This is a genomic window from Janthinobacterium sp. HH104, from assembly GCF_001758715.1.
Classification (GTDB): Bacteria; Pseudomonadota; Gammaproteobacteria; order Burkholderiales; family Burkholderiaceae_D; genus Janthinobacterium; species Janthinobacterium aestuarii.
In genome coordinates, this window is the sequence record NZ_LRIB01000039.1 from 161,677 (window position 1) to 183,385 (window position 21,709).

18 protein-coding genes are annotated in these 21,709 nt (G+C 64.7%); 12 read left to right on the forward strand and 6 right to left on the reverse strand.

Features of this window, described 5'->3' with window-relative positions; genetic code table 11:
• Window positions 1–142: 142 nt before the first annotated feature.
• Together JAB6_RS17975 and JAB6_RS17980 are read left to right on the forward strand one after the other, a co-directional pair.
• Window positions 143–2,395, forward strand: coding sequence for a M1 family metallopeptidase (locus JAB6_RS17975; RefSeq protein WP_139143428.1), 2,253 nt, complete (start codon window positions 143–145; stop codon window positions 2,393–2,395).
• On the forward strand, window positions 2,392–3,276 hold the full coding sequence (locus JAB6_RS17980; protein WP_070303952.1) for a hypothetical protein: 885 nt from the start codon (window positions 2,392–2,394) through the stop codon (window positions 3,274–3,276). Before JAB6_RS17975 ends, JAB6_RS17980 begins: the two co-directional genes overlap by 4 nt.
• Here the strand turns inward: JAB6_RS17980 and JAB6_RS17985 are convergent, their stop codons facing one another.
• Window positions 3,277–4,167, reverse strand: coding sequence for a LysR family transcriptional regulator (locus JAB6_RS17985; RefSeq protein WP_070303953.1), 891 nt, complete (start codon window positions 4,165–4,167; stop codon window positions 3,277–3,279). It lies immediately after the preceding gene.
• 112 nt (window positions 4,168–4,279) lie between these two features.
• On the opposite strand from JAB6_RS17985, the gene JAB6_RS17990 reads away from it, so the two are divergent.
• A complete protein-coding gene (locus JAB6_RS17990; protein ID WP_070303954.1) occupies window positions 4,280–5,098 on the forward strand; it encodes a class III extradiol ring-cleavage dioxygenase in 819 nt (272 codons plus the stop codon).
• Between the two features lie 112 nt (window positions 5,099–5,210).
• On the opposite strand, the gene ylqF is transcribed toward JAB6_RS17990, so the two are convergent.
• Window positions 5,211–6,158 (reverse strand): ribosome biogenesis GTPase YlqF, encoded by a 948-nt coding sequence (gene ylqF / locus JAB6_RS17995; RefSeq protein ID WP_071650173.1) that lies wholly within the window; start codon window positions 6,156–6,158, stop codon window positions 5,211–5,213.
• 201 nt (window positions 6,159–6,359) lie between these two features.
• Between ylqF and JAB6_RS18000 the strand changes: the two genes are divergently transcribed.
• Both JAB6_RS18000 and JAB6_RS18005 read left to right on the forward strand, forming a co-directional pair.
• Window positions 6,360–7,145, forward strand: a complete 786-nt coding sequence (locus JAB6_RS18000) for a hypothetical protein (RefSeq protein WP_139143429.1) — start codon at window positions 6,360–6,362, stop codon at window positions 7,143–7,145.
• 162 nt (window positions 7,146–7,307) lie between these two features.
• A complete protein-coding gene (locus JAB6_RS18005) occupies window positions 7,308–7,634 on the forward strand; it encodes a hypothetical protein (protein ID WP_070303956.1) in 327 nt (108 codons plus the stop codon).
• A gap of 10 nt (window positions 7,635–7,644) precedes the next feature.
• On the opposite strand, the gene JAB6_RS18010 is transcribed toward JAB6_RS18005, so the two are convergent.
• Window positions 7,645–8,571, reverse strand: coding sequence for a histone deacetylase family protein (locus tag JAB6_RS18010; RefSeq protein ID WP_070303957.1), 927 nt, complete (start codon window positions 8,569–8,571; stop codon window positions 7,645–7,647).
• A 211-nt stretch (window positions 8,572–8,782) separates the two neighbouring features.
• Here JAB6_RS18010 and JAB6_RS18015 point away from each other — a divergent pair, with 211 nt between their 5' ends.
• The 5 genes from JAB6_RS18015 to JAB6_RS18035 all read left to right on the forward strand — a co-directional run bounded on the left by JAB6_RS18015 (window position 8,783) and on the right by JAB6_RS18035 (window position 14,653).
• Window positions 8,783–9,691 (forward strand): MoxR family ATPase, encoded by a 909-nt coding sequence (locus JAB6_RS18015; RefSeq protein WP_070303958.1) that lies wholly within the window; start codon window positions 8,783–8,785, stop codon window positions 9,689–9,691.
• A gap of 5 nt (window positions 9,692–9,696) precedes the next feature.
• Entirely contained in the window at window positions 9,697–10,710 is a 1,014-nt protein-coding gene (locus tag JAB6_RS18020) for a DUF58 domain-containing protein (RefSeq protein ID WP_070303959.1), read from the forward strand.
• On the forward strand, window positions 10,707–12,728 hold the full coding sequence (locus tag JAB6_RS18025) for a DUF3488 and transglutaminase-like domain-containing protein (protein ID WP_070303960.1): 2,022 nt from the start codon (window positions 10,707–10,709) through the stop codon (window positions 12,726–12,728). Before JAB6_RS18020 ends, JAB6_RS18025 begins: the two co-directional genes overlap by 4 nt.
• Window positions 12,729–12,736: 8 nt before the next feature.
• Entirely contained in the window at window positions 12,737–13,882 is a 1,146-nt protein-coding gene (gene mltB, locus JAB6_RS18030; protein WP_254671676.1) for a lytic murein transglycosylase B, read from the forward strand.
• A gap of 438 nt (window positions 13,883–14,320) precedes the next feature.
• A complete protein-coding gene (locus JAB6_RS18035; protein WP_034751784.1) occupies window positions 14,321–14,653 on the forward strand; it encodes a hypothetical protein in 333 nt (110 codons plus the stop codon).
• Between the two features lie 98 nt (window positions 14,654–14,751).
• Here JAB6_RS18035 and cysM read toward each other — a convergent pair whose 3' ends face one another.
• A complete protein-coding gene (gene cysM, locus JAB6_RS18040) occupies window positions 14,752–15,654 on the reverse strand; it encodes a cysteine synthase CysM (protein WP_034751785.1) in 903 nt (300 codons plus the stop codon).
• A 252-nt stretch (window positions 15,655–15,906) separates the two neighbouring features.
• On the opposite strand from cysM, the gene JAB6_RS18045 reads away from it, so the two are divergent.
• Window positions 15,907–17,664 (forward strand): FAD-dependent oxidoreductase, encoded by a 1,758-nt coding sequence (locus tag JAB6_RS18045; RefSeq protein WP_070303962.1) that lies wholly within the window; start codon window positions 15,907–15,909, stop codon window positions 17,662–17,664.
• Here JAB6_RS18045 and JAB6_RS18050 read toward each other — a convergent pair.
• Window positions 17,661–18,995, reverse strand: coding sequence for a M20/M25/M40 family metallo-hydrolase (locus tag JAB6_RS18050; protein WP_254671677.1), 1,335 nt, complete (start codon window positions 18,993–18,995; stop codon window positions 17,661–17,663). The two genes, JAB6_RS18045 and JAB6_RS18050, sit on opposite strands and share 4 nt — an antisense overlap.
• A gap of 227 nt (window positions 18,996–19,222) precedes the next feature.
• Here JAB6_RS18050 and JAB6_RS18055 point away from each other — a divergent pair, with 227 nt between their 5' ends.
• Window positions 19,223–20,788: a phospholipase D family protein gene (locus tag JAB6_RS18055; protein WP_070303964.1), complete on the forward strand. Its 1,566-nt coding sequence runs from the start codon at window positions 19,223–19,225 to the stop codon at window positions 20,786–20,788.
• 94 nt (window positions 20,789–20,882) lie between these two features.
• On the opposite strand, the gene JAB6_RS18060 is transcribed toward JAB6_RS18055, so the two are convergent.
• Window positions 20,883–21,587: a helix-hairpin-helix domain-containing protein gene (locus JAB6_RS18060; protein ID WP_070303965.1), complete on the reverse strand. Its 705-nt coding sequence runs from the start codon at window positions 21,585–21,587 to the stop codon at window positions 20,883–20,885.
• Between the last annotated feature and the right edge of the window lie 122 nt (window positions 21,588–21,709).

Sequence of the window (21,709 nt, forward strand, 5' to 3'; positions counted from 1 at the left end):
GCCGCAACAGCCGGCAAAGCTGCCAGCACAATTCATTGCTTATTTGTAATTTTTACAGGTATATTAAGGAACGCCCGGCGATCCTGGGCGCAGCCGACTGCATTTGAAGATCATCAATCAGAAGTCACTGTGGGAGTCACGCATGGAAAGTCGTAGCACACCGCGCCGCCGCATTTCCCTCATCCCGGGCAAGCTCAAGGCCCTTTCCATCGCCGCCCTGCTGCTGGCCGGCCTGGCCCTGCAAGCCGACCTGTTCGCCCAGCCGGATCAGGGCAAGCCCGCCAGCGCACCCCTGCCGCTGGCACCATCGGCCGACGGCATCGCCCTCGCTTCGCCGCATGCGTCGGCCGTCACCACGCCCAGCGCCAGCAACGCCTGGGGCGGTGCGCGCACGGGCGCGCAAGCGATCCTGTCGGACCGCGTGGTCGACTACCAGATCGAAGCGACTCTCGATCCCGTCAAGCATACGATCGACGGCCGGCAGAAACTGCGCTGGCGCAACCGCAGCGCGCAAGCCGTCAGCAGCGTCTACCTGCACCTGTACCTGAACGCGTTCGAAGGCGAGCATTCGACTTTCTTCACCGAGAAGCGCAAGCTCGACACGGGCTTCCGCTCGGGCGTCGATACGCGCGACGGCGAGTGGGGCTACATCGAACTGCGCAGCATGACGCAGAACGGCGCCAGGGCGCCCTGGCATTTCGTCCAGCCCGACAACGGCCCGGCCACCGACCGCACGGTGGTGCGCGTCGACTTGCCGCAGGCCGTCGCGCCGGGCGCCGAGACGACGCTCGACATCGGCTTCTTCGACCAGCTGCCGCGCGTCATCGCGCGCACCGGCTATTTCGGCAGCTTCCACCTGGTGGGCCAGTGGTTTCCCAAGATCGCCGTGCTGGAACTGCCCGGCGAACGGGGCGCCACGGCGCCGCGCTGGAACGCGCATGAATTCCACCTGAACTCGGAGTTCTACGCCGACTTCGGTCACTACGACGTGAAGCTGACCGTGCCCAAGGAGTACACGGTGGGCGCCACGGGCGAGCTGCAGGGCGCGCCGCAGGAAAAGAACGGCATGCTCACGCATCACTATGTGCAGGGCGACGTGCACGATTTCGCCTGGACGGCCGACAAGCGCAGCGCGCAACCGCTGCTGGGCAGCTGGAGCGGCCCTGGCAGCCCGCCCGTGGCCATCAAGGTGCTGTACCCGCCCGAGTACGCGTCGAACGCGGCGCCCGCGCTGCAGGCTGCCAAGGATACACTCACGTATTTTTCGCGCACCCTGGGCCCGTATCCGTACAAGACCCTGACGGTGGTGATTCCGCCATTTAACGCGGCCGAAGCGGGCGGCATGGAATACCCGACCTTCTTCACGGCCTCGGGCTACGCCGGCCTGCAGCCGAAGACGGCGGCCGAATTCGGCCTCGATTTCGTCACCATCCATGAATTCGGCCATGGCTATTTCTACGGCATACTGGCCTCGAACGAGTTCGAGGAACCGATCCTCGACGAAGGCTTGAACGAGTACTGGGACCAGCGCATGCTGCGCGCACGCAATCAGGATATCCACGCCACCACGTCCCTGCTCAAGCACCTGGGCTTCGCTCCCGCCTTCAAGGTCTTCGAGTTCGAGCGCACGGCCGCACCGCGCCAGGACGCGGCCGACCCGCTGGGCCAGAACGCGTGGGACCGCCTGCAGGGCGTGGGCCCCGTGTACACCCGCACGGCCACCACCCTGCGCGACCTGGAAGCGCGCATCGGCAGCGAGGCCATGGAACGGGGCTTCAAGGCCTACTATGAACAGTGGAAATTCCGCCACCCGAGCGTGGCCGACTTGTGCGAAGCGCTGGCCGAAGCGACGGGCCAGCGGCGCATCGTGGAACAGGTCTTCGCGCAGCAAGTGTATGCCAGCGCGAATATCGACGACCGCATCGGCAGCTTTACCAGCGACGAGCAGACGCCGCTGGCCGGCATGGCGCTGGTGAACGGCAAGCGCGTGGAACGCACGCCCGAGGCGCTGGAACAAGAAGAGGACAAGGTGCGCGAGGCGTGGGACAAGGCGCACCCGGACGCCAAGCCAGGCACGGGTCCCTATCCGTATCTGACCAGCGTGGTGCTGCGCCGCCGCGGCGCGCCCGTGCCGCAGGTGCTGCTGGTGAAGTTCGCCGACGGCACCTCCGAACGCGTGGTGTGGGACAACGACCAGCTGTGGCAGCGCTACACCTGGAGCAAGCCCGTGAAGGCCGTCTCGGCCGAACTGGACCCCGACCGCGTGCACTACCTCGACGTCAACAAGCTCGATGACAGCCGCACCCTGAAAGCCGACAAGTCCGCCGCGCGGCGCTGGAGCGTCGACCTCGCCGCCGCCTTCCAATACCTCTTTTCCCTGATTGCCACCGTATGAGCGCCACTTCCACGACACGGGCCAGCGGCCTGACACTGACCACGCGCGCCAGCCGCGCCGCCCTGCAATGGCGCTTGCTGCTGCTATGGGCCGGCCTGCTGCTGATCCCCGCCATCGTTGCCGTCATCCCGCTCTGGCGCACCTTGAGCGCCAGCCTCGATCAGGCCGTGCATGCGGCGGCCCTGGCGCAGCAGCTCGACCTGATGACCCTGGCCGATCTGGCAGCCAATGCCAGCCGCAATGGCGCCGCCATCAGCCAGGCCGCCATCGCCGGCGTCGTCCTGACCCTGCTGCTGTCGCCGCTGCTGAGCGGCCTGGTGGTGACGGCCGCGCGCGCGCCGGCGCCACTGGGCTTCGGCGCGCTGCTGACGGGCGCCTTCAGCGCATACGGCCGCATGCTGCGCATGCTGTTGTGGAGCATCGTGCCGCTGGGCCTCGCGCTGGCGATCGGTGCCGGCGCGCTGAAACTGGCCGACAAGCACGCGGCGACAGCCATCCTGGAAGCGGACGCCGACCTGGCCCGTCACCTGGCCTTGCTGTTCGCGGGCGTGCTGTTCCTGCTGGCCTGCGCCACGCTCGATGCGGGCCGCGCGGCGCTGGCCGTCGACCGGCGCCGTACGTCGGCCGTCAAGGCGTGGTGGCGCGGCCTGGGCATGCTGCGCCGGCGTCCGCTGGCCTGCCTGGCCATCTACCTCGCCATCACCGTGTTGGGACTGGCCCTGTATGCGCTGCTGGGCGTGGCGCGCCTGAACCTGGCCGGCCCGGGTCCGCTGGCCATCGTGGCCGGCTTGCTGGCGACGCAGCTGGCGGCGCTGGTGCTGGCGTGGATGCGCAGCGCGCGCCTGTTCGCGCTGATCAGCGTCAAGCGTTCGCTCGCGTGATCAAGCTCCCAGGCGCCCTTCATCGGCGAGGAAGTCGATGAAGGTGCGCACTTTCGAGGACAGGTAGCGGCGGCTCGTGTAGACGGCATACACCTTGCCGCCCGCCAGCTGGTAGCCGTCGAAGAGGCGCACCAGCCGCCCGGCCGCCAGGTCCGCATCCGTCTGCCACGATGGCAGCAGCGCGATGCCCATGCCGTCGAGCGCGGCCGCGTGCAGCAGGCTTTCGTTATTGCATTGCAGGACGGGCGAGAATTTCACCGTCTCGCGCCCCTGCGGCCCGTCGAAGGCCAGCTCATTGCCGTTCGCCAACAAGGAATAGCTGATCATCGCGTGCTGCGCCAGATCTTGCGGCAGCTGCGGCTGGCCGGCGCGCGCCAGATAGGCGGGCGCGGCCACCAGGTGAAAGGCGATGCTGCCGATGGGCCGCGCAATCAGGGCCGGCGACGGCGCCTGGCTCACGCGCAGGGCCAGGTCGAAGCCCTCTTCCACCAGGTTGACCACTCGCCCGCTCAAGTCGATGTCGAACGTCACTTCCGGAAAGCGCTCGCGGTAGGCCACCAGGGTGCGCGTAAAGATGGCGTTGGCGAACCAGACGGGGGCGCTCAGGCGCAGCATGCCGCGCGGCACCACCGTCGTGCGGCCCACCGTCGCTTCCACCTCGTCGAGGTTGTCGAGCATGTCGCGGCACTGTTCAAAATACACCTTGCCGATTTCCGTCAGGCTCAGGTGGCGGCTGCTGCGGTTCAGCAGGCGCGCGCCCAGGTGGCGCTCCAGATGCATCACGTGCTTGCTGACCATGGCCGGCGACAGATCGAGGCGCTCGCTGGCGCGCACGAAACTGTCCAGTTCCACCACGGCGCGAAACACGCGCATGCTGCGCAAGGTATCCATGACTGCCCGATCATCAACAAAATGGAAATGATATATCAATAATGGCGATCTTGATCAACTGGCTGGGCATGACTATCATCGATAGCATCAGCCATTCCACTACGGAGCCGCCATGCAAGAGCACACCTTCCCCACTTATTTCCTGTCGCACGGCGGCGGCCCCTGGCCGTTCATGAAAGACCAGTTCGGCGGCCGCTACGACGTGCTCGAAGCGTCGTTGCAGGATATCCCGCGCCAGATCGGCGCGCGTCCGAAAGCCGTGCTGGTCGTCACGGCACACTGGGAAGGAGCGCAATTTCTCGTCTCGGCCAGCCCCCGGCCGGGCATGATTTATGACTATTCGGGCTTTCCGCCGCACACCTATCAAATCCAGTACCCGGCACCCGGCGCGCCGGAATTGGCGGCGCAGGTAAAACAGTTGCTGGACGCGGCCGGCCATCCGGCGCGCCTCGACCATGAGCGCGGTTTCGACCATGGCACCTTCAGCGCCCTGTTCCCCGTCTACCCGCAGGCGGACGTGCCGCTGGTGCAGCTGTCGCTGAAACACGGCTACGACCCGCTCACCCACATCGAGGTGGGCCGGGCGCTGGCCAGCCTGCGCCGCCAGGGCGTGCTGATACTGGGCAGCGGCCTGTCTTACCATAACCTGCGCCAGTTCGGCCAGGCGGGCGCCGTCGCCTCGCACCAGTTCGACGCCTGGCTGCGCCAGACGATGGCCTTGCCGCCGGAACAGAGATTGGCGCAGCTGCTGGCCTGGGACCAGGCACCGGGCGCACGCCAGGCCCATCCGCAGGAAGACCATTTGCTGCCGCTGATGGTGGCGCTCGGCGCGGCCGAGCAGGAAGCGGCGCACGTGGCGTATCACGAGGAGGATTTTTTTGGGGCGCTGGCGGTGACGAGTTTCCGGTTTGGAACGACTGGCGGAAATTAGCAACGAGCCGGGGTCAGACCCTCAACACCGCTAACGGCTGGTTCAGCGCCAACGGCACCGGGAGTCTGACCCCAGAATTTTAAAAAGCCGCGAACTAGCGGCTTTTAGTGAATTACGTCCCGCGCTTGCCCCGCGCCGCATTCTTCGCCTTCTCGGCAGCGATCTCGGCCGCCTTGGCCGCTTTTTCAGCCATCTCGGCCGCGTGCTGGGCCATCAGGGCCGCGCGCGTGTCCGGCGTTTCCAGCGAGATACGTCCCAGGATGCCGCTGCGGTAGTCGAGCAGCAAGGTGTGCGACGCTTTCTCGAAATCATAGTCGCCGCCCTTGATGCGGAAGCCGCGCTTGGCGGCGATGCCTTCGACCACGCCGATGGCATCGACTTCGCCGATCTTGGTGCCATAGCGGGTTGCCAGCAAGTCCGGGTAACGCTTGAGCAGCTCCTCGGCCAGGAAGACGGCCACTTCCTCTTCGATCAGCGCGTTCGAGCCGATGGCGTGGCTGGCGGCCAGCATCAGGCCATCGCTGGGGATGGCGATCTTCGGCCACAGCATGCCGGGCGTGTCGACGAGAATGGTGTTCTTGTCCAGGTACAGCTTTTGCTGCATTTTCGTCACGGCCGGCTCGTCGCCCACCTTGGCCACGCGCTTTTTCAGCAGCGCGTTCATCAGGGTCGACTTGCCCACGTTGGGGATGCCCATGATCATGATGCGCAACGGCTTCGTCGGCACGCCGCGGTGCGGCGCCAGCGACTTGGCCAGGTCCGGAATGCGCGCCACGTCGCCCGGCTTCTTGGTCGTCATCGCATACGCGGTCACGCCTTCCTGGGCATTGAAATATGCGACCCAGGCGGCTGTCGCGGCAGGGTCGGCCAGGTCGGTCTTGTTGAGGATTTTCAGGCAAGGGCGCTGGCGGAACAGGCGCAGCTCGTCCACCATGGGATTGCAGCTGGCTGCCGGCAGGCGCGCGTCCACCACTTCAATCACCAGATCGGTGTTTTCCATGGTTTCGGCCGCTTTCTTGCGGGCCGCGTTCATGTGTCCTGGGTACCATTGTATCGCCATGCTCTTGCTTTCAAAATCGTTCAGTCAATCCGCTATTTTACGTGGTTGCCGCCACGACGTCCCATTTTCCGCCGCCAGCGCCAGCCGTGCGACGCGAACGAGACAATTGGTGATAATTTAGCAGTTACTCGAATGATAAGATCCGCAGTCCGTCCAGCCTGGCCGGTTTCCCCATTGCAAGTTCTACCTGGCACGCATTCCATGCATCTTCCCCGTTTTTTCCTCCTCACTCCCCTTTGCGCCTGCCTCTTGCCCGCCATGGCCCAGGAACAAGCGGCGGCGCCGGGCGATGCAGTGCTCCAGGAAATGCAGCAGATTGTCGATGTGCAAGGCACACGCGATCCCGACCTGCGCCCCTACCGCACCATGCTCAAGGGACTCGACGCGTATGCCGACCACCAGCGCCTGGCGCCGGGCGCGCCGCTGCGCTTCATGCTGATCCCCGCCACGCCGAAGGCCAGGCTCGATGGCGTGACCCTGCACCTGTCGGCCGACAATCTGTCGATCCCCGTGCCGCTGGCGGCGGACGGCGGCTTCACCTTGACGCGCGACAAGACCGCCTACGACGCGAATGCCGACCTGATCAGCAACAAGAAGCGTGACACCCTGCGCTGGCGCGCCGACATCCACACGCCGGGTCTGCCCGCGAACGTGCGCCGCCTGGGCGACTTGCGCCTGGAATGCGAAATACGCTGGGCTGTCGAGCAGGATGACTTGTCATTTGTGCGGCGCAACCTGTTCCGCATGGCCGGCGGACCGTGCCACTCGTCGCTGATACACGTGCCGTATCCCGTGTTCCGCAAGCTGCTTGCCGTGCAGGCGCGCTCGGGCGAGCGCACGCTGGACGTCCGCATCACGGAAGACCGCCAGCGCTATGTGCCGCCGTTGCACGACCAGAGCTGGGACGACAACACCCTGCTGACCCTCACGTATGCCGATGACGGCAACATGGCGCAAGCCGCCCCGGCTGCAGCGTTTCGCCAGTGATACACGCGCTGAAAGCCAGGTCAAGTATTTCCGCAAGGATTCTTTTATTTACTGAGAGTAATAAAAAAGTGTGCTCTAATATCGCCTCTTAAATGAAAAGCAATAATTTCCAGGCTGGCTCCCGCCAGATGCGGGGAGATAGGCGATGGGGAATAGCTCGATATGATGATGGAACACACTGGCAAGGCACCCAAGCGCGTGCTGCGCAATGACTGGAAGAAGGAATGCCGGCAGTTGCAGGGGCAAGTAGCACAGCTGGAAGAGCGCCTGAAACGCCAGAGCGCCGACAGCTATGGCTTGCAAATGCTGTATGACCAACTGGTCAATGAAATCAAGCACCACCGCGACATGTTGCAACTCGACAGTTTTGATGCGGATAAATCATCGCTCGTCTACACGCAAGCCTGGCACCGCTTCATGGCCGGCGACGCGCTCGACTATCAGACGCACCGCCACACGAATTCCAGCAGCCGCCCCACGTTGCTGTAGCGCGGGCCCCTTACAATTCCGCCAGCGCCTTCACGTGCGCCGCCACGCTGCGGCCCAGAGACGACAGGTTGTAGCCCCCTTCGAGGCAGCTGACGATGCGGCCCTTGCCGTACTGACTGGCCACGGCCATCATCTGCTGCGTCATCCACGTATAGTCGGCCTCGACCAGGCCCATGCCGCCCACGTCGTCTTCGCGGTGGGCATCGAAACCAGCGGAAATGAAAATCATCTGCGGCTGCTGCCGGTGCAGCGCGGGCAGCCAGTGGTCGAGCACCAGTTGGCGCACGGCGTCGCCTTTCGAGCGGGCCGGCACGGGCACGTTGACGCGCGTGTCCGTATACGATTCCACGTCGCTGTACGGATAAAACGGGTGCTGGAAAAAGCTCACCATCAGGATGCGCGGATCATTTGCCACGGACTCGGCCGTGCCATTGCCATGGTGCACGTCGAAGTCGACGATGGCGACCCGTTCGAGCCCCCGCACGTCGAGCGCATGCTTGGCGGCGATGGCGACATTGTTGAACAGACAAAAACCCATCGGTTCGCTGGGCCGCGCATGGTGGCCGGGCGGGCGGATCGCGCAAAAGGCGTTGCTGATCTCGCCATCGATGACGGCGTCCGTGGCTGCCACGGCCGAACCAGCGGCCGCCAGCGCCGCCTCGTAGCTGTGCGCGTTGAGCAAGGTGTCGCCGTCGAGCGGATAGTAGTCGCCCTCCTGCGGCACATTATCGCGCACGAGGCCGATGGCCGTGGCGCTGTGGTTGCGCTCGATATCGGACAATTGGGCACGCACGCCGTCGCGGTGCTCGACCAGGTCGCTGATGTGCGCGAGTATCAATTGGTCATTGATGGCCTGCAAGCGGGCCGGCGATTCTGGGTGCCAGTCGCCCATTTCATGGCGCTGGCAATCGGGATGGGTATAAATGGCTGTGCTCATGCGCTGTACTGGTTACCTCTGTCTCTGTCCATTCTCCGGGAACACTGCATGGCATTCCTGTTCGCCCTGCGCGTTCTCGCATAAAATCACTGGCCGGTCTGTGCCGCTACTACACTAATCTACCACGTGCACGGCACGGGCGGGCGGCACGGCTTGACCTGGCCAAAGCGATTGTAAATTAAATAATCCGTCTTACTGTGATAGAAATAGCATGTTTTCGAAAATACACCAGGCCGCACAGCAGATCGGCGAAGTTCTCGTCGGCAAACACTTGCAGATCCGCCAGACCCTCGCCTGCGTGCTGGCCGGCGGCCACCTGCTGATCGAAGACGTGCCCGGCGTGGGCAAGACGACTTTGGCCCACGCGCTGGCCATCTCGCTGGGCCTGCAATGGAAGCGCCAGCAATTCACGAGCGACCTGCTGCCCGCCGACGTGGCCGGCATGAGCGTGTATGACCGGGGCAGCGGCAGCTTCATCTTTCATCCCGGCCCCCTGTTCACGCAAGTGCTGCTGGCCGACGAGATCAACCGCGCCACGCCGAAGACGCAATCGGGCTTGCTCGAAGCGATGGAAGAGCGGCAAGTGACGCTCGATGGCGTCACGCACGCGCTGCCGCAGCCGTTTTTCGTCATCGCCACGCAGAACTGCGCGCACCAGCTGGGCACCTTCCCCCTGCCCGAATCGCAGCTCGACCGTTTTCTCATGTGCGTGACCCTTGGCTATCCCGATGCGGCCGCGGAACGGGCGCTGCTGCTGGGCGCCGACCGCCGCGCCATGCTGCACACCTTGCCTGCCGTCATGAACGCGGAAGAATTGCTGCAGGCGCAAGCGGGCCTGCGCGCCATCCACACCGCGCCTGCCGTCGTCGACTACGTGCTGGCCCTCGTGCATGCCACGCGCGCGCCCGGTGTGTTTGCCGATGGCCTGAGCCCGCGCGCCGCGCTGGCCCTGCTGCAGGCGGCGCGCGCCTGGGCCGCCCTGGAAGGCCGCGACCATGTCACGCCCGACGACGTGCAAGCCGTGCTGCTGCCCGTCTGCGCCCACCGCCTGCATGCCGCGCAAGGGGCCGTCGATAGCCGCAGCCTGCTGCAGCACATGCTGTTGAGTATCCCCGTCTGATCGGCATGCGCTGGCGCACTATCCAATGGCTTCCGGCGCGCCCCTGGCTGGGCGCGCAGCGCGTGCACATCCGTCCCTCGGGCGCGGGCCTGGCGTTTGCCGCGCTGCTGCTGGCGCTGTGGATCGCCGCCGTCAATTACCGCCTGGGCCTGGGCTATGCGCTCACGTATTTCTCGGCCTCCTGCGCCATCGCCGACATGCTGTTTGCCAGCCGCAATTTGGCGGGCCTGGCCCTGGCCGCCACGCCGGGCAGCCCCGTGTTCGCGGGCAGCCAGGCCACGTTCACCTTGCGCCTGATCAACCGCAGCGCGCGCCCGCGCCATGCCATCCACGTGGCCATCCGCGATTCGGCGGCAGCGCCCAGCCTGGCCGACATCGCCGCCCACGGGGAAACGGCCGTCAACATCGTCGTGGCCGCGCAGCAACGGGGATGGCTGATTGCCCCGCCCGTGCGCCTGTCCGGCAGTTTTCCGCTCGGTCTGTTCCTTGCCTGGTGCCACTGGCAGCCAGAGGCGCGCGTGCTCGTGTATCCGCAGCCCGAACACAATGCGCCGCCGCTGCCCTTGCCTGCCGGCACGCTACAGCAGGCACGGCAGCCACGTACGCAAGATGGCGCCCTGGAACTGGCAGGCGTGCGCGCCTACCAGCCCGGCGACCCCTTGCACCGCCTGGCCTGGCGCCAGATCGCCCGCCATGATGGCGAGCATGTATTCAGCAAGCAATTCCAGCCTGCCGCCGACTCTCCCGCAGGCGCAGCCCATGGCAGCATCATGCTCGAGCACGCTTCCCTGCACGCGCTGGCGCCGGAAGCGCGTTTGTCGCGCCTGGCCGCCTGGGTGCTGCAGGCGGAACGCACAGGCCTGCCATATGGCTTGCGCCTGGACACGCTGACTGTCGCGTCGGCCCTGGGCGCCAGCCACCGCGACACCTGCCTGCGCGCGCTGGCCCTGCACGGTTCGCCACACGGTTCGCCGCACGATTGGCGGCACGATTTTCCGCCAGCTCAGGCGACGCCATGAAAGCCTGGCTGAGCAACTTGCCGCGCGACAAGGCCGACATCGTGCTGCTGTTGCTGGCCGCCGCCATGGTGCTGGCGCCGCACGCGCTGCACCTGCCTCCGTGGCTGTCGGCCGCCGCAGCAGCCCTTCTGCTGTGGCGCGCCGTCATCACCGTGCGGGGCAAGCGCCAGCCGCGGCTGGCCCTGCTCGCGCCGCTGGCCTTGCTCGGTATCGCCGGCGTCTACGCCAGCTATGGCACCGTGCTGGGACGCGATCCCGGCGTGGCCATGCTGGCCTTGCTGCTGGCCTTGAAATCGCTGGAAATGCATGGCCGGCGCGACATCTTCGTCTTTGTTTTCCTCAGTTTTTTCCTCCTGCTGGCAAATTTCTTCCATGCGCAAGGCATCCTCAGCGCCGCCTGGATGCTGGCCACCGTCATCGTCCTGCTGGCCGGCCTGTTGTCTGCCCAGTACGGCGCCGTGCAGCCCCGCCTGGCGCAACGGTTAAATTTGCTGGGACGCATGCTGGCGCTGGCCATCCCCCTGTCGGCCGTGATGTTTCTTGCCCTGCCGCGCGCGGACGGCCCCCTGTGGGGAACGGCACCGGAAGGCGCGCAGGCACGTACGGGCTTGTCCGACAGCATGCAGCCGGGCGCCATCGCCTCGCTGGCCCTGTCAAGCGAACCCGTCTTCACGGCCCGTTTTTCCACACCGCTCCCGCCGCAAGACCAGCTGTATTGGCGCGGCGTAGTGCTGGGCGACTTCGACGGCGCCACCTGGACGCGCCGGGGCGCAAAGGGCCGCGCGCCTGCCAGCGACAGCCGGATAGATATCGCGCTGGAAGGCCAGCCCAGCCACTACGAAGTCACCCTGCAAGCAAGCGGCCAGCGGCGCATCTTCGCGCTCGACGTGCCGCGCAGCATCGAACGCTTGCCCGGCAATCCGTACGTCGTGTCGTCCGCGCTGGAAGTGCTGACCATACAGCCTATTACTTCGACCGTGCGTTACCGCGTCAGTTCCCAGCCGCGCTACCGGCTGCAGGCAAACCTGTCGCCAGAACAGCAGCAGCCATGGCTGGCCTTGCCCGCTGGCAGCAACCCGCGCAGCGTGGCCTGGGCCCGCGCATTGCGCGGCAGCGGCGCGCGGGCGCTGCCGCCCGCCGGCGCGATCGCCGCCGTTCTCGGGCACTTCCGCCGCGCGCCGTTCCGCTACACCCTGCAGCCGCCGCTGCTGGGCAAGCAGGGCGTCGACGACTTCCTGTTTGGCACGCAGACGGGCTTTTGCGAACATTACGCGGGCAGCTTTGTCGTGCTGATGCGCGCCATGGGCATACCCGCGCGCGTCGTCACCGGTTACCAAGGCGGCGTGCGCAACGGTACGGACAACAGCTTGACGGTGCGCCAGTCCGACGCCCATGCGTGGAGCGAAGTGTGGCTGGCGGGCCGGGGCTGGGTGCGCGTCGACCCGACAAGCGCCGTCGCCCCCCTGCGCACGCAGCGCAACCTCGACGCCGCCCTGCCGCCGGCCCCGTCGCCGCTGACGGCGTGGCGCGCCTTGGCCGGCCTCGATGGCGGCGCGCAAGGGGCGGTTGCCGCGTGGCGCCAGCAATGGCAGCAGGCCGAGCACGCCTGGAGCAGCTGGGTGCTCGACACCACGCCGCAGCGCCAGCGCACCATGCTCAATGGCTTGAAAAACGTGCCGGCGAAAAAGCTGGCGCTCGCGTGCGCCGTGCTGGCCCTGCTGTCCGCCGTGGCGGGCGCACTGGTCTGGTGGCGGCACGCGCGGCAAGGCGATCCGCTTGACGCCCTGTATGCGCAGTTTTGCCATTTACAGGCGCGGCGCGGGTACAGCCGTGCGCCGCACGAAGGCCCGCACGGTTATGCTGCCCGGTTGGCCGCGGGCAAGACTACACCCGAGATGCATGCCGCCATCGCACAGTTTCTGGCAATCTATGCCGCGATGAAGTATGGTAATGCCAGCCCAGACGAACAACTCCGCGCGCGGCGCCACTTGCGCCGCCTGTTAACCCAATGCCGATGAGACGCTCCTTGTTACCGATCAAATACCCCGCCCTGTCCCTGCTCCTCTCCCTTCCCCTGTGCCTGGCCACCGCGCACGCTGGCGAAAACAGCAATATTTCCGCTGCCGACCGCGCCCGTGCCGTGCGCGCGGCCAAAGCGCCGCCCGCCAAGGCAGCAGCCAAAAAGGCACCGGCGAAATTCGACTTCGAAGGCGAATTTGTCGACTATGCCAACTGGAAGGAAGTACGCGCCTTTCTCGACGACATGTCCGCCAAACACGGCTTTGACCGCGCCGAACTCGATACCCTGATCGGCAAGGTGCGCTATGTCGAGTCAACCGTGCAACTGATGAAGCCCGCGCCGCCCGGCAAGCCGAAGAACTGGCAAGCGTACAGCTCCCGCTTCATCGAACCGGTGCGCATCAATGCGGGCGTGAAATTCTGGGAAGAGAACGCGGAAGCGCTGGCACGCGCCGAACGCGAATATGGCGTGCCGGCCGAGATCATCGTCGGCATCATCGGCGTGGAAACCGTGTACGGACGCAACACGGGCCGTTTCCGCGTGCTCGATGCGCTGACGACCCTCGCGTTTTCCTATCCGGAAAGCCCGACCCGCGCCGCGCGCATGGAATTTTTCAAGGGAGAGCTGGAAAACGCGCTGCTGTACGCGCGCAAGGATGGCATCGATCCCCTGACCCTGCTCGGCTCGTATGCGGGCGCCATCGGCTTGCCCCAGTTCATGCCTAGCAGCATCATGAAATATGCGGTGGATTTCGATGGCGATAGCCACATCGACCTGCGCAATTCCACATCCGACGCCATCGGCAGCGTCGCGCACTTCCTCGTCGAGCACGGCTGGCGCCGCGATGATCCAGCCATCAGCACCTATCCCGTCACCGTTTCGGCCAGCCGCGCGTGGGAAAAGTTCATTGGCCAGGGCTTGCAAGCGAAGTACCGGCTGGGGGAATTGCAGGAAGCCAGCGTGAGTGCCGCCCCGTCCACGCCCCAGAACATGCTGTTCGGCTTGATCGACTTGCAAAATGGTTCAGAAGCAACTGAGTATCACTTGGCAACCAATAACTTCTTTGCTATAACTCAGTACAACAGAAGTTATTTTTATGCCATGTCAGTGATCGACTTGGGCAAAGCCATCAGTCAAGTGCGCGCACGCTAACCGAAAGTCAGTGTAAAGTTATAATATTACTTGTAAGAAAGCGTAAGGGATATTGAATCGACCAGCAAACAGGTCTATGGTAGGCCCGATAACATGTGCCAGCCTCGCTCGCCAGCCTTTGTGCGGCACGGAATGCAGTAATGGTTTTATACTTAACTTTTGTCAAAGTACAATTTTTGTTCTATCATAGAGCATAATAAAGAATAAATAGGTGTTGCAGCTAGACAACGCCGGTTCTGTACCAAGCAAGATTATTGGGCTTTCCCGCCTGAAATTGAATCCTGTTGTACAATTGTGTATATATCATGAAAAACTGTATCCCGGATCGTACCGTGTGTGAATTCGTTCCTTTTAGTAAAGAATGAACATGAACGCAGCAAGAGCGAGCTCCGAGTGTTTTTTACTTTGCAGTGCAACTACAGAAGGAACAATAACATCATGACAAACCAAGTCGGCATTGATATGAACAGCGATTCGGACTCCGACGATCTGCTTCAGTACAACCCAAACAGACTGCTCGATACCCTGATCGAAAACCTGCGCCTGAAAAACGACGCAGCCTTGTCCCGCGCGCTGGAAGTGGCGCCACCGGTCATCAGTAAAATCCGCCACCACCGCCTGCCGGTCGGCGCATCGCTGCTGATCCGCATGCACGAAGTCAGCGACCTGAGCATCCGCGACCTGCGTTACCTGATGGGTGACCGTCGTAACAAATTCCGTATCAGCGACAAGCAATTCAAGCCAAAAGAAGGCGAAACGCCACAAGGCTGATCCTGCCAGTTTTGCAGGTTTTCCCTCCCCGCCATGGGGAGGGGGTATTTCCAGCAGTTCTCAGGCCGTTCTGGCCGATATATTTCCCGTATTAACTATCAGGCAGGAAACACGCCGGTCGAGAGATAGCGGTCGCCGCGGTCGCACACGACAAACACGATGGTCGCATTTTCCACCGTCTGTGAAATGCGCAGCGCGATTTCGCACGCGCCGGCGGCCGAGATGCCGCAGAACAAGCCCTCTTCCGCCGCCAGGCTGCGCGCCATGCGCTCGGCCACGCCCTGGCTCACGTATTCCACCTGGTCCACGCGCGACTTGTCGTAGATTTTCGGCAAGTACGCTTCCGGCCACTTGCGGATGCCGGGAATCTGCGAACCTTCCTCAGGCTGGGCGCCGATGATCTGGATGGCGGGATTCTGTTCCTTCAAATAGCGCGACACGCCCATGATGGTGCCCGTCGTGCCCATGGCGCTGACGAAGTGCGTGACGCGACCTTCCGTATCGCGCCAGATTTCCGGGCCCGTGCTTTCATAGTGGGCGCGCGAATTGTCTTCGTTGGCGAACTGGTCAAGGATCACGCCGCGGCCATCCTTCTGCATCTGTTCGGCCAGGTCGCGCGCATATTCCATGCCGCCCGTCTTCGGCGTCAATAAAATGTCGGCGCCGTAGGCGGCCATGCTCTGGCGGCGCTCCACGCTCAGGTTATCGGGCATCAGGAGCAGCATCTTGTAGCCGCGCAAGGCGGCGGCCATGGCCAGCGCGATGCCCGTATTGCCGCTGGTCGCCTCGATCAGGGTGTCGCCCGGCTTGATGACGCCGCGCTCTTCAGCGCGCTTGAGCATGGACATGGCCGCGCGGTCCTTCACGGAGCCGGCCGGATTATTGCCCTCCAGCTTGCCCAGGATGACGTTGTTGCGCGCAAGCGCATCGGCACCCGGCAAGCGCGTCAGCTGCACCAGCGGGGTATTGCCTATCGTATCTTCAAGTGTCTTGTAAGCCATCGTGTCTGTTTGAGTAGATTCAACAAAGACCCATTCTAATATGAGATGCTGGACGGCGTATCGCTGATCGGCGGCAGCCGCCGGGCCCGTTTGTGCGTCCGGCTACGCCGCCACTGGCCGCATGGCGCCTGCCGCGCTGCCATTTCCGGGCGTGCGCAAGGGGTATTGCGGCAGGCGCGCGCCGCATGCGCTAGACTCGTCACTGTTAGTTATTTTTGTTATTTGCTTATTCAGCCTCCGAACGGACTCGCCATGGCCAGCAGCACACCTGAATTCATTCCCGAAACGACGCAGGACGATCCCGTCCAGTTCGCCACGCTCGACTTGCACGGCCGCAGCCACCAGATCTCGCCCGTCTTCAATGCGCCCGAACTGCAGCGCTTGCAGCGCTATGGCACGCGCCATCACTTTGCCGATGGCGAGACGCTGTTCGAGGCGGGTAGCAGCAGCTTCGGCATGCTGGTGATACTGTCCGGACGGGTCAGCATCAAGCGCCATGAAGTGATGGGACAGGCGTCCGTGCTGCGCGAAGTGGGCGTTGGTCACTTTATTGCCGAGGTGGCGCAATTGTCGGGCCGCCCCACCCTCGTCAACGGCAGCGCCGTCGGCGCCGTGGAATTGCTCGACATCAGTTCGGAATCGCTGCGCGCGTTGATCGTGGCCGAGGCGGAAATGGGCGAACGCATCGTGCGCGCCCTGATCCTGCGCCGCGTCGCGCTGATCGAATCGAATTCAGGCGGCCCCGTGCTGGTGGGACCGCGCGGCAATGGCAATCTGTTCCACCTGCAAAGTTTCTTATCGAGCAATGGCCACCCGCACACGGTGCTCGATCCAGCCACGGATGCGGCCGCCGCCGCGCTGGCCGAACGCTACCAGCCCACGCCGCAGGAATGGCCGCTGGTCGTCTGCCCTGACGGCAAGATCATGAAGAATCCCAGCAATGCGGAACTGGGACGCTGCCTGGGCATGCTGCCCGATTTGTCCGGCGACAAGATTTTCGACGTGCTGGTGGTGGGCGCCGGACCCGCCGGCCTGGCCACGGCCGTGTATGCGGCGTCCGAAGGGCTATCGGTCCTGGCGCTCGAGCAACGCGCGTACGGCGGCCAGGCAGGCGCCAGCGCGCGCATTGAAAATTACCTGGGTTTTCCCACCGGCATCTCCGGCCGCGCGCTGGCGGGACGCGCCTATGTGCAGGCGCAAAAATTCGGCGTCGAGATCGCCACGCCGGCCAGCGCCGCCAACTTGCTGTGCGACACCTGGCCGCTGCGCGTCAATCTGTGCGACGGCACGCAGGTACGCGCCCGCACGGTCGTGCTGTCGTGCGGCGCGCGCTATCGCCGCCCATCGCTGGCCAACCTGAAAACGTATGAAGGGCGGGGCGTGTATTACTGGGCTTCGCCCATCGAAGCCAAGCTGTGCCGGCAGGAAGAGATCATCCTCGTTGGCGGCGGCAATTCGGCCGGCCAGGCGGCTGTGTTTTTATCCGGCCACGCCGCCAAGGTCCACATGGTGATCCGCGGCGAAGGCCTGGCGGCCAGCATGTCGAGCTACCTGATCGAGCGCATCGCCGCCACGCCCAACATCACCTTGCACACGCACACGGAAATCATCGCCCTCGAAGGCGACGACGATGGCTTGACGGAGGTGCGCTGGCGCAACAACCGCACGGGCGAGGAAGCCGATTGCGCCGTGCGCCGCGTGTTTCTTTTCGTCGGCGCCGACCCGAACACGGACTGGCTGCACGACTGCGCCGTGGCCGTCGACGAACAGGGCTTTATCCGCACGGGCTTCGATGTCACGCGCGCCGAATGCCGCGCCCACGGCCACGCAATCTATCCGCCAGACTTGCCCGACCGGGCCGCGCTGGAAACGAGCGTGCCCGGCGTATTTGCCATCGGCGACGTGCGGGCCGGCTCCACCAAGCGCGTGGCCGCCGCCGTCGGCGAAGGCGCTGCCGTCGTTTCCCAGATTCACGGCTTTCTTGCGCGCCTGCCCGTCAACAGCGCTTAACGCAAGGGCATGGGATACGTGGCCACGCTGACATTGCCGTCGCGGTCGATGGCCTGGACGCCAAAGAAATAGTTGTCTTTCGACAGCTTCACCCTGGCCTCGGTGACATTGCCCACGTCCTGCGCGCCCTGCCACTGGTCCGCCGTCGTGGCGCGCCAGACGATGCGGTAACCGGCCAGGTCCGGTTCCGTATTCGGCTGCCAGACCAGTGAGGTGGCGTTTTCCAGCTGGGCCGTCCGCACCTGCACGCCGGCGGGCGCGGCCGGCGCCAAGGCCAGCGACGCGAGCGCCGCCGCATTCACGCGCGCCACTTTCGCCACGTAGTCATAGTCGACGAATTGCGGCAAGTCGCCGTACTGCACGCCGTTTTCCACGCGTACATCCTGGTGCTGATGGGCAAAATCTTCGTGCGGTTCCGTGAAACGCAGCGCCGCGTACCCTTGCGCGAGGAAAGGCATATGGTCGCCGCCGCGCAGGTAGCGGTCGGCGCGCTGGATGACGTTGACCGTAAAGCCGGGCACATAGCGCTCGCCCACCTGTTTCACATGGCGCGCCAGCTGGCGCGAAATCGAATCGTTTTCGCCGCCCGTCGCCACCAGGGCGCGCACGCCGTCGCTCATCTCCTTCACGGCCGGGATGCCTTCGGCAAACAGGCGCACCTGGCCGCCATCGACCGTGCCGTCTTCCGCGCGCGAACTGCCGATGATGTCGTTATTGAGCATGCCGGCGATATTGAGATTTTTCAATTTTGCCTGCTGCGCCCAATGGCCGGAACCCAATAGTCCCTGTTCCTCGGCCGCCACGGCCATGAAGACGATGGTGGCGTCGAACTGGTAGCGCGCCATGGCGCAAGCCGTCTCGATCACGGCCGCCGTACCGGACGCGTCATCGTTGGCGCCGGGCGCGTCGCCCTGCGCATCCATCACGTCGGTGGCGCGCGAATCGTAATGGCCACTGACGACATAGATGCGCCCGGCCGACTGCGGCTGAGTGCCGGGCAAGGTCGCCACCACGTTGACGATGTCCGTCGGCCGCGCAATGCGTTTCGACACGGGCGCGATATGGCTGTCGAACGCCACCTGCAACCGTCCGCCCGCCTGCGCGCCACAGCGCTCCAGCTCGGCCTTGATCCAGCGCCGGGCCGCGCCAATGCCGCGCGTGTCGGACACGGTATAGGACATCGTGTGGCGCGTCTGGAAACCCACGAGCTTGCGCACATGCGCCTCGATGCGCTGTGGCGAAATGTCGGCCACCACCTGCCTGATCTGCTGCTGCGCCGGTTCGGCGCCCGGCGCCGCCGCCGCGCCCGCCGACAGCATTGCTGCCGTCATTGCCGTCAAAATCCGTCCCATGCGTGCATCCCCCGATGATTGATTGAGCTGGCCATTCTCGCATTTTTGACGACGGGCAAGGATGTTCCTGGACGAAAATCGTGCATTATAGAAACTGCTACAATCGGCTGTTGCCCCGCTCACGAAAGACACCGCATGCGCCTGACCACCCATCACCCCGCAAGCCGCAGCCTCAGCCTGCGCGCGGTCCGCTGACGGTGCGCCGCATGCTCGTCAAACTGCTGCTGCTGGCCACCTTGTTTGCCGTGCTCAGCATCGCCGCCCTGTACAGCTACGGACGCTTCGCCGAACGCTCGCTGGGGGCGCCGGGCACGGCCTTGCCCGTGGCGATCGATGCCACCCTGCTCGACCGCGTGCTGGCGCCGCAGCTGGCGCAGCGCCCGGACCACAGCGGCACGGCCCTGATCGACGACAATCTGGAAGCGTTCGCCCTGCGCGCCCTGAGCGCGCGCGAAGCGGGCCGCAGTCTCGACCTGCAATACTACATCTGGCATAACGACGTCACGGGACGCCTGCTGGTGCGCGAACTGCTGCGCGCGGCCGACCGCGGCGTGCGCGTGCGCGTATTGCTCGACGATATCAACGCACGGGGCCAGGACGCGGCCATCCTCGCGCTCGACAGCCACCCGCTGATCGATGTGCGCATCTTCAATCCGGGCCGCAACCGCGACGGCATCTGGATGCGCGCCGTGGAAATGGCCTTGCGCGCCGTCAGCCTGAACCGGCGCATGCACAACAAGGCCTGGATCGTCGACGGCAGGGTCGCCCTCGTCGGCGGGCGCAATATCGGCGACGAATACTTCGATGCGGCCGAGCAAGTCAATTTCCAGGATGCCGACTTGCTGCTGGTGGGGCCCGCCGTGCGGCAGACGAGCGACATCTTCGACCGCTTCTGGAACAGCCGCGCCGTCATCCCCATCGGCGCCTTGCACGCTGGCAAGGACGCGGGCGCGGCTGAACTGCAGGCTGTGCGCACCCGCCTCGACGCGCTCACGGGCGAACTGGGCGCCTCACCCTACCTGCGCCAGCTGACCGATGCGGGCCAGCTGCAGGCCCACCTCGATGGCCGCGTGCGCCTGCACTGGAGTACCCAAGTGCAAGTATTGTCCGACCCGCCGGAAAAAGCCGCACCCGTGGCCAGCTTGCAGCGCAGCGAGCACTGGCTGATGCACAGCTTGCTGCCCCTGCTGACGGACGCACGCGAGGAAGCGCTGCTGACCTCGCCATACTTCGTGCCCGGCACGGAACTGACGCAGACCCTGGCCGGCAAGGTCGCCGCCGGCGTCAATGTCCAGGTGCTGACCAACTCACTGGCCGCCACCGACGTGGCCCTCGTCCATGCGGGCTATGCGCGCTACCGCCAGATGCTGCTGGGCGGCGGCGTCGACCTGTTTGAATTGAAGACCCAGCACCGCAAGCGCATCAGCCTGATGGGCTCGAGCCGCGCCAGCCTGCATACCAAGGCCGTGGTGGTCGATGGCCAGCGGGGCTTCGTCGGCTCCTTCAACCTCGACCCGCGCTCGGCCCAGCTGAACACGGAAATGGGCGTGCTGTTCGACGATGCCGCGCTGGCGGCGGACATGCGCACACTGTTTTTGCACTCGACCGCGAGCGACACCAGCTACCGTTTATTCCTCGACAACGGCGCCCTGCGCTGGTCCGATGCCACCGAAGTACCCGCCAAAGTGTGGACGCAGGACCCGGAAACGGGCTTCTGGCGCCGCACGCTGGTGTCGGTGATGCGCTGGCTGCCGATCGAGTCGCAGCTGTAGCCGCATAAAAAAAACCCCGCGCGGCCGGTACCACGCGGGGTTTTCTTCTCGTGCTGCGCGGCACCACCACGCAGCACGCCTTACAGCAACACGCTTACTTTTTCTCGGCTTCGGCCTTCTTCGCATCGGCCGCAGCCAGCTTGGCTTCCTTCTTCGCAGCCGCTTCCGCAGCCTTGGCTTCTTTTTTCGCTGCAGTAGCCGCCTTCTTCGCGGCGGCCGCTTCCTTCTTCGTTTCGGCAGCCGTTTTCACGGGGGCGGCATCGGCGGCGGCTGGCGCAGTGGCGGCGGCAGGGACGACCTTGGCGGCGGCTGCTTCTTTTTTCGCGGCGGCAGCGGCGGCCTTGGCTTCTTTCTTCGCGGCAGCAGCTTCTTTCTTCGTTTCAGCGGCTGTCTTGGCTGGCGCCGCAGCGGTGTCGGTCGCAGCAGCTGGCTTCGCTGCGGCTTCTTTCGCTGCAACTTCCTTCACAGCAGCTTCCTTTTTAGCTGCGGCAGCTTTCGGCGCCGGAGCGGGCGCCGCTGGCGCGCCGGACATGGACTGGCCATTCACTTGCAAGCCCGCTTCCGACAGTTTCACGGAACTTTTCGGGCCGATGCCCTTCACGCGGGTTTCAAAATCGGCCCAATCCTTGAAGGCGCCGCCCTTGGCACGTTCATCGATGATGGCTTTCGATGTGACGGGGCCGATGCCCTTGACGCTGTCGAGTGCCGCCTGGTCCGCCTTGTTGACATCGACCTGGGCAAAGGCAAAGCCCATCGTCGCAATCAAGGTGGCGATGGCCAGCAGTATTTTTTTGAACATGGGTATCTCTCCGTGGTGTGGTTTCAAGTTGACTCGAACGCAAGGGAAGAGCAGCGCCTTAACGGCTTTAACGGCTGTGGCGTGATACGGTTGACAAGACGGGACAGCGGAAGGACGGGAAA

Bases quoted from the DNA above. Each gene is read 5' to 3' on its own strand.
- JAB6_RS17990 (WP_070303954.1), top strand. From the start codon at position 4,280: ATGCAAGAGCACACCTTCCCCACTTATTTCCTGTCGCACGGCGGCGGC.
- JAB6_RS18025 (WP_070303960.1), top strand. From the start codon at position 10,707: ATGAAAGCCTGGCTGAGCAACTTGCCGCGCGACAAGGCCGACATCGTG.
- JAB6_RS18055 (WP_070303964.1), top strand. From the start codon at position 19,223: ATGCTCGTCAAACTGCTGCTGCTGGCCACCTTGTTTGCCGTGCTCAGC.
- JAB6_RS18015 (WP_070303958.1), top strand. From the start codon at position 8,783: ATGTTTTCGAAAATACACCAGGCCGCACAGCAGATCGGCGAAGTTCTC.
- JAB6_RS18050 (WP_254671677.1), bottom strand. From the start codon at position 18,995: ATGACGGCAGCAATGCTGTCGGCGGGCGCGGCGGCGGCGCCGGGCGCC.
- JAB6_RS18000 (WP_139143429.1), top strand. From the start codon at position 6,360: ATGCATCTTCCCCGTTTTTTCCTCCTCACTCCCCTTTGCGCCTGCCTC.
- JAB6_RS17980 (WP_070303952.1), top strand. From the start codon at position 2,392: ATGAGCGCCACTTCCACGACACGGGCCAGCGGCCTGACACTGACCACG.
- cysM (WP_034751785.1), bottom strand. From the start codon at position 15,654: ATGGCTTACAAGACACTTGAAGATACGATAGGCAATACCCCGCTGGTG.
- JAB6_RS18005 (WP_070303956.1), top strand. From the start codon at position 7,308: ATGATGATGGAACACACTGGCAAGGCACCCAAGCGCGTGCTGCGCAAT.
- JAB6_RS17985 (WP_070303953.1), bottom strand. From the start codon at position 4,167: ATGGATACCTTGCGCAGCATGCGCGTGTTTCGCGCCGTGGTGGAACTG.
- JAB6_RS18020 (WP_070303959.1), top strand. From the start codon at position 9,697: ATGCGCTGGCGCACTATCCAATGGCTTCCGGCGCGCCCCTGGCTGGGC.
- JAB6_RS18045 (WP_070303962.1), top strand. From the start codon at position 15,907: ATGGCCAGCAGCACACCTGAATTCATTCCCGAAACGACGCAGGACGAT.
- ylqF (WP_071650173.1), bottom strand. From the start codon at position 6,158: ATGGCGATACAATGGTACCCAGGACACATGAACGCGGCCCGCAAGAAA.
- JAB6_RS17975 (WP_139143428.1), top strand. From the start codon at position 143: ATGGAAAGTCGTAGCACACCGCGCCGCCGCATTTCCCTCATCCCGGGC.
- JAB6_RS18035 (WP_034751784.1), top strand. From the start codon at position 14,321: ATGACAAACCAAGTCGGCATTGATATGAACAGCGATTCGGACTCCGAC.
- JAB6_RS18060 (WP_070303965.1), bottom strand. From the start codon at position 21,587: ATGTTCAAAAAAATACTGCTGGCCATCGCCACCTTGATTGCGACGATG.
- JAB6_RS18010 (WP_070303957.1), bottom strand. From the start codon at position 8,571: ATGAGCACAGCCATTTATACCCATCCCGATTGCCAGCGCCATGAAATG.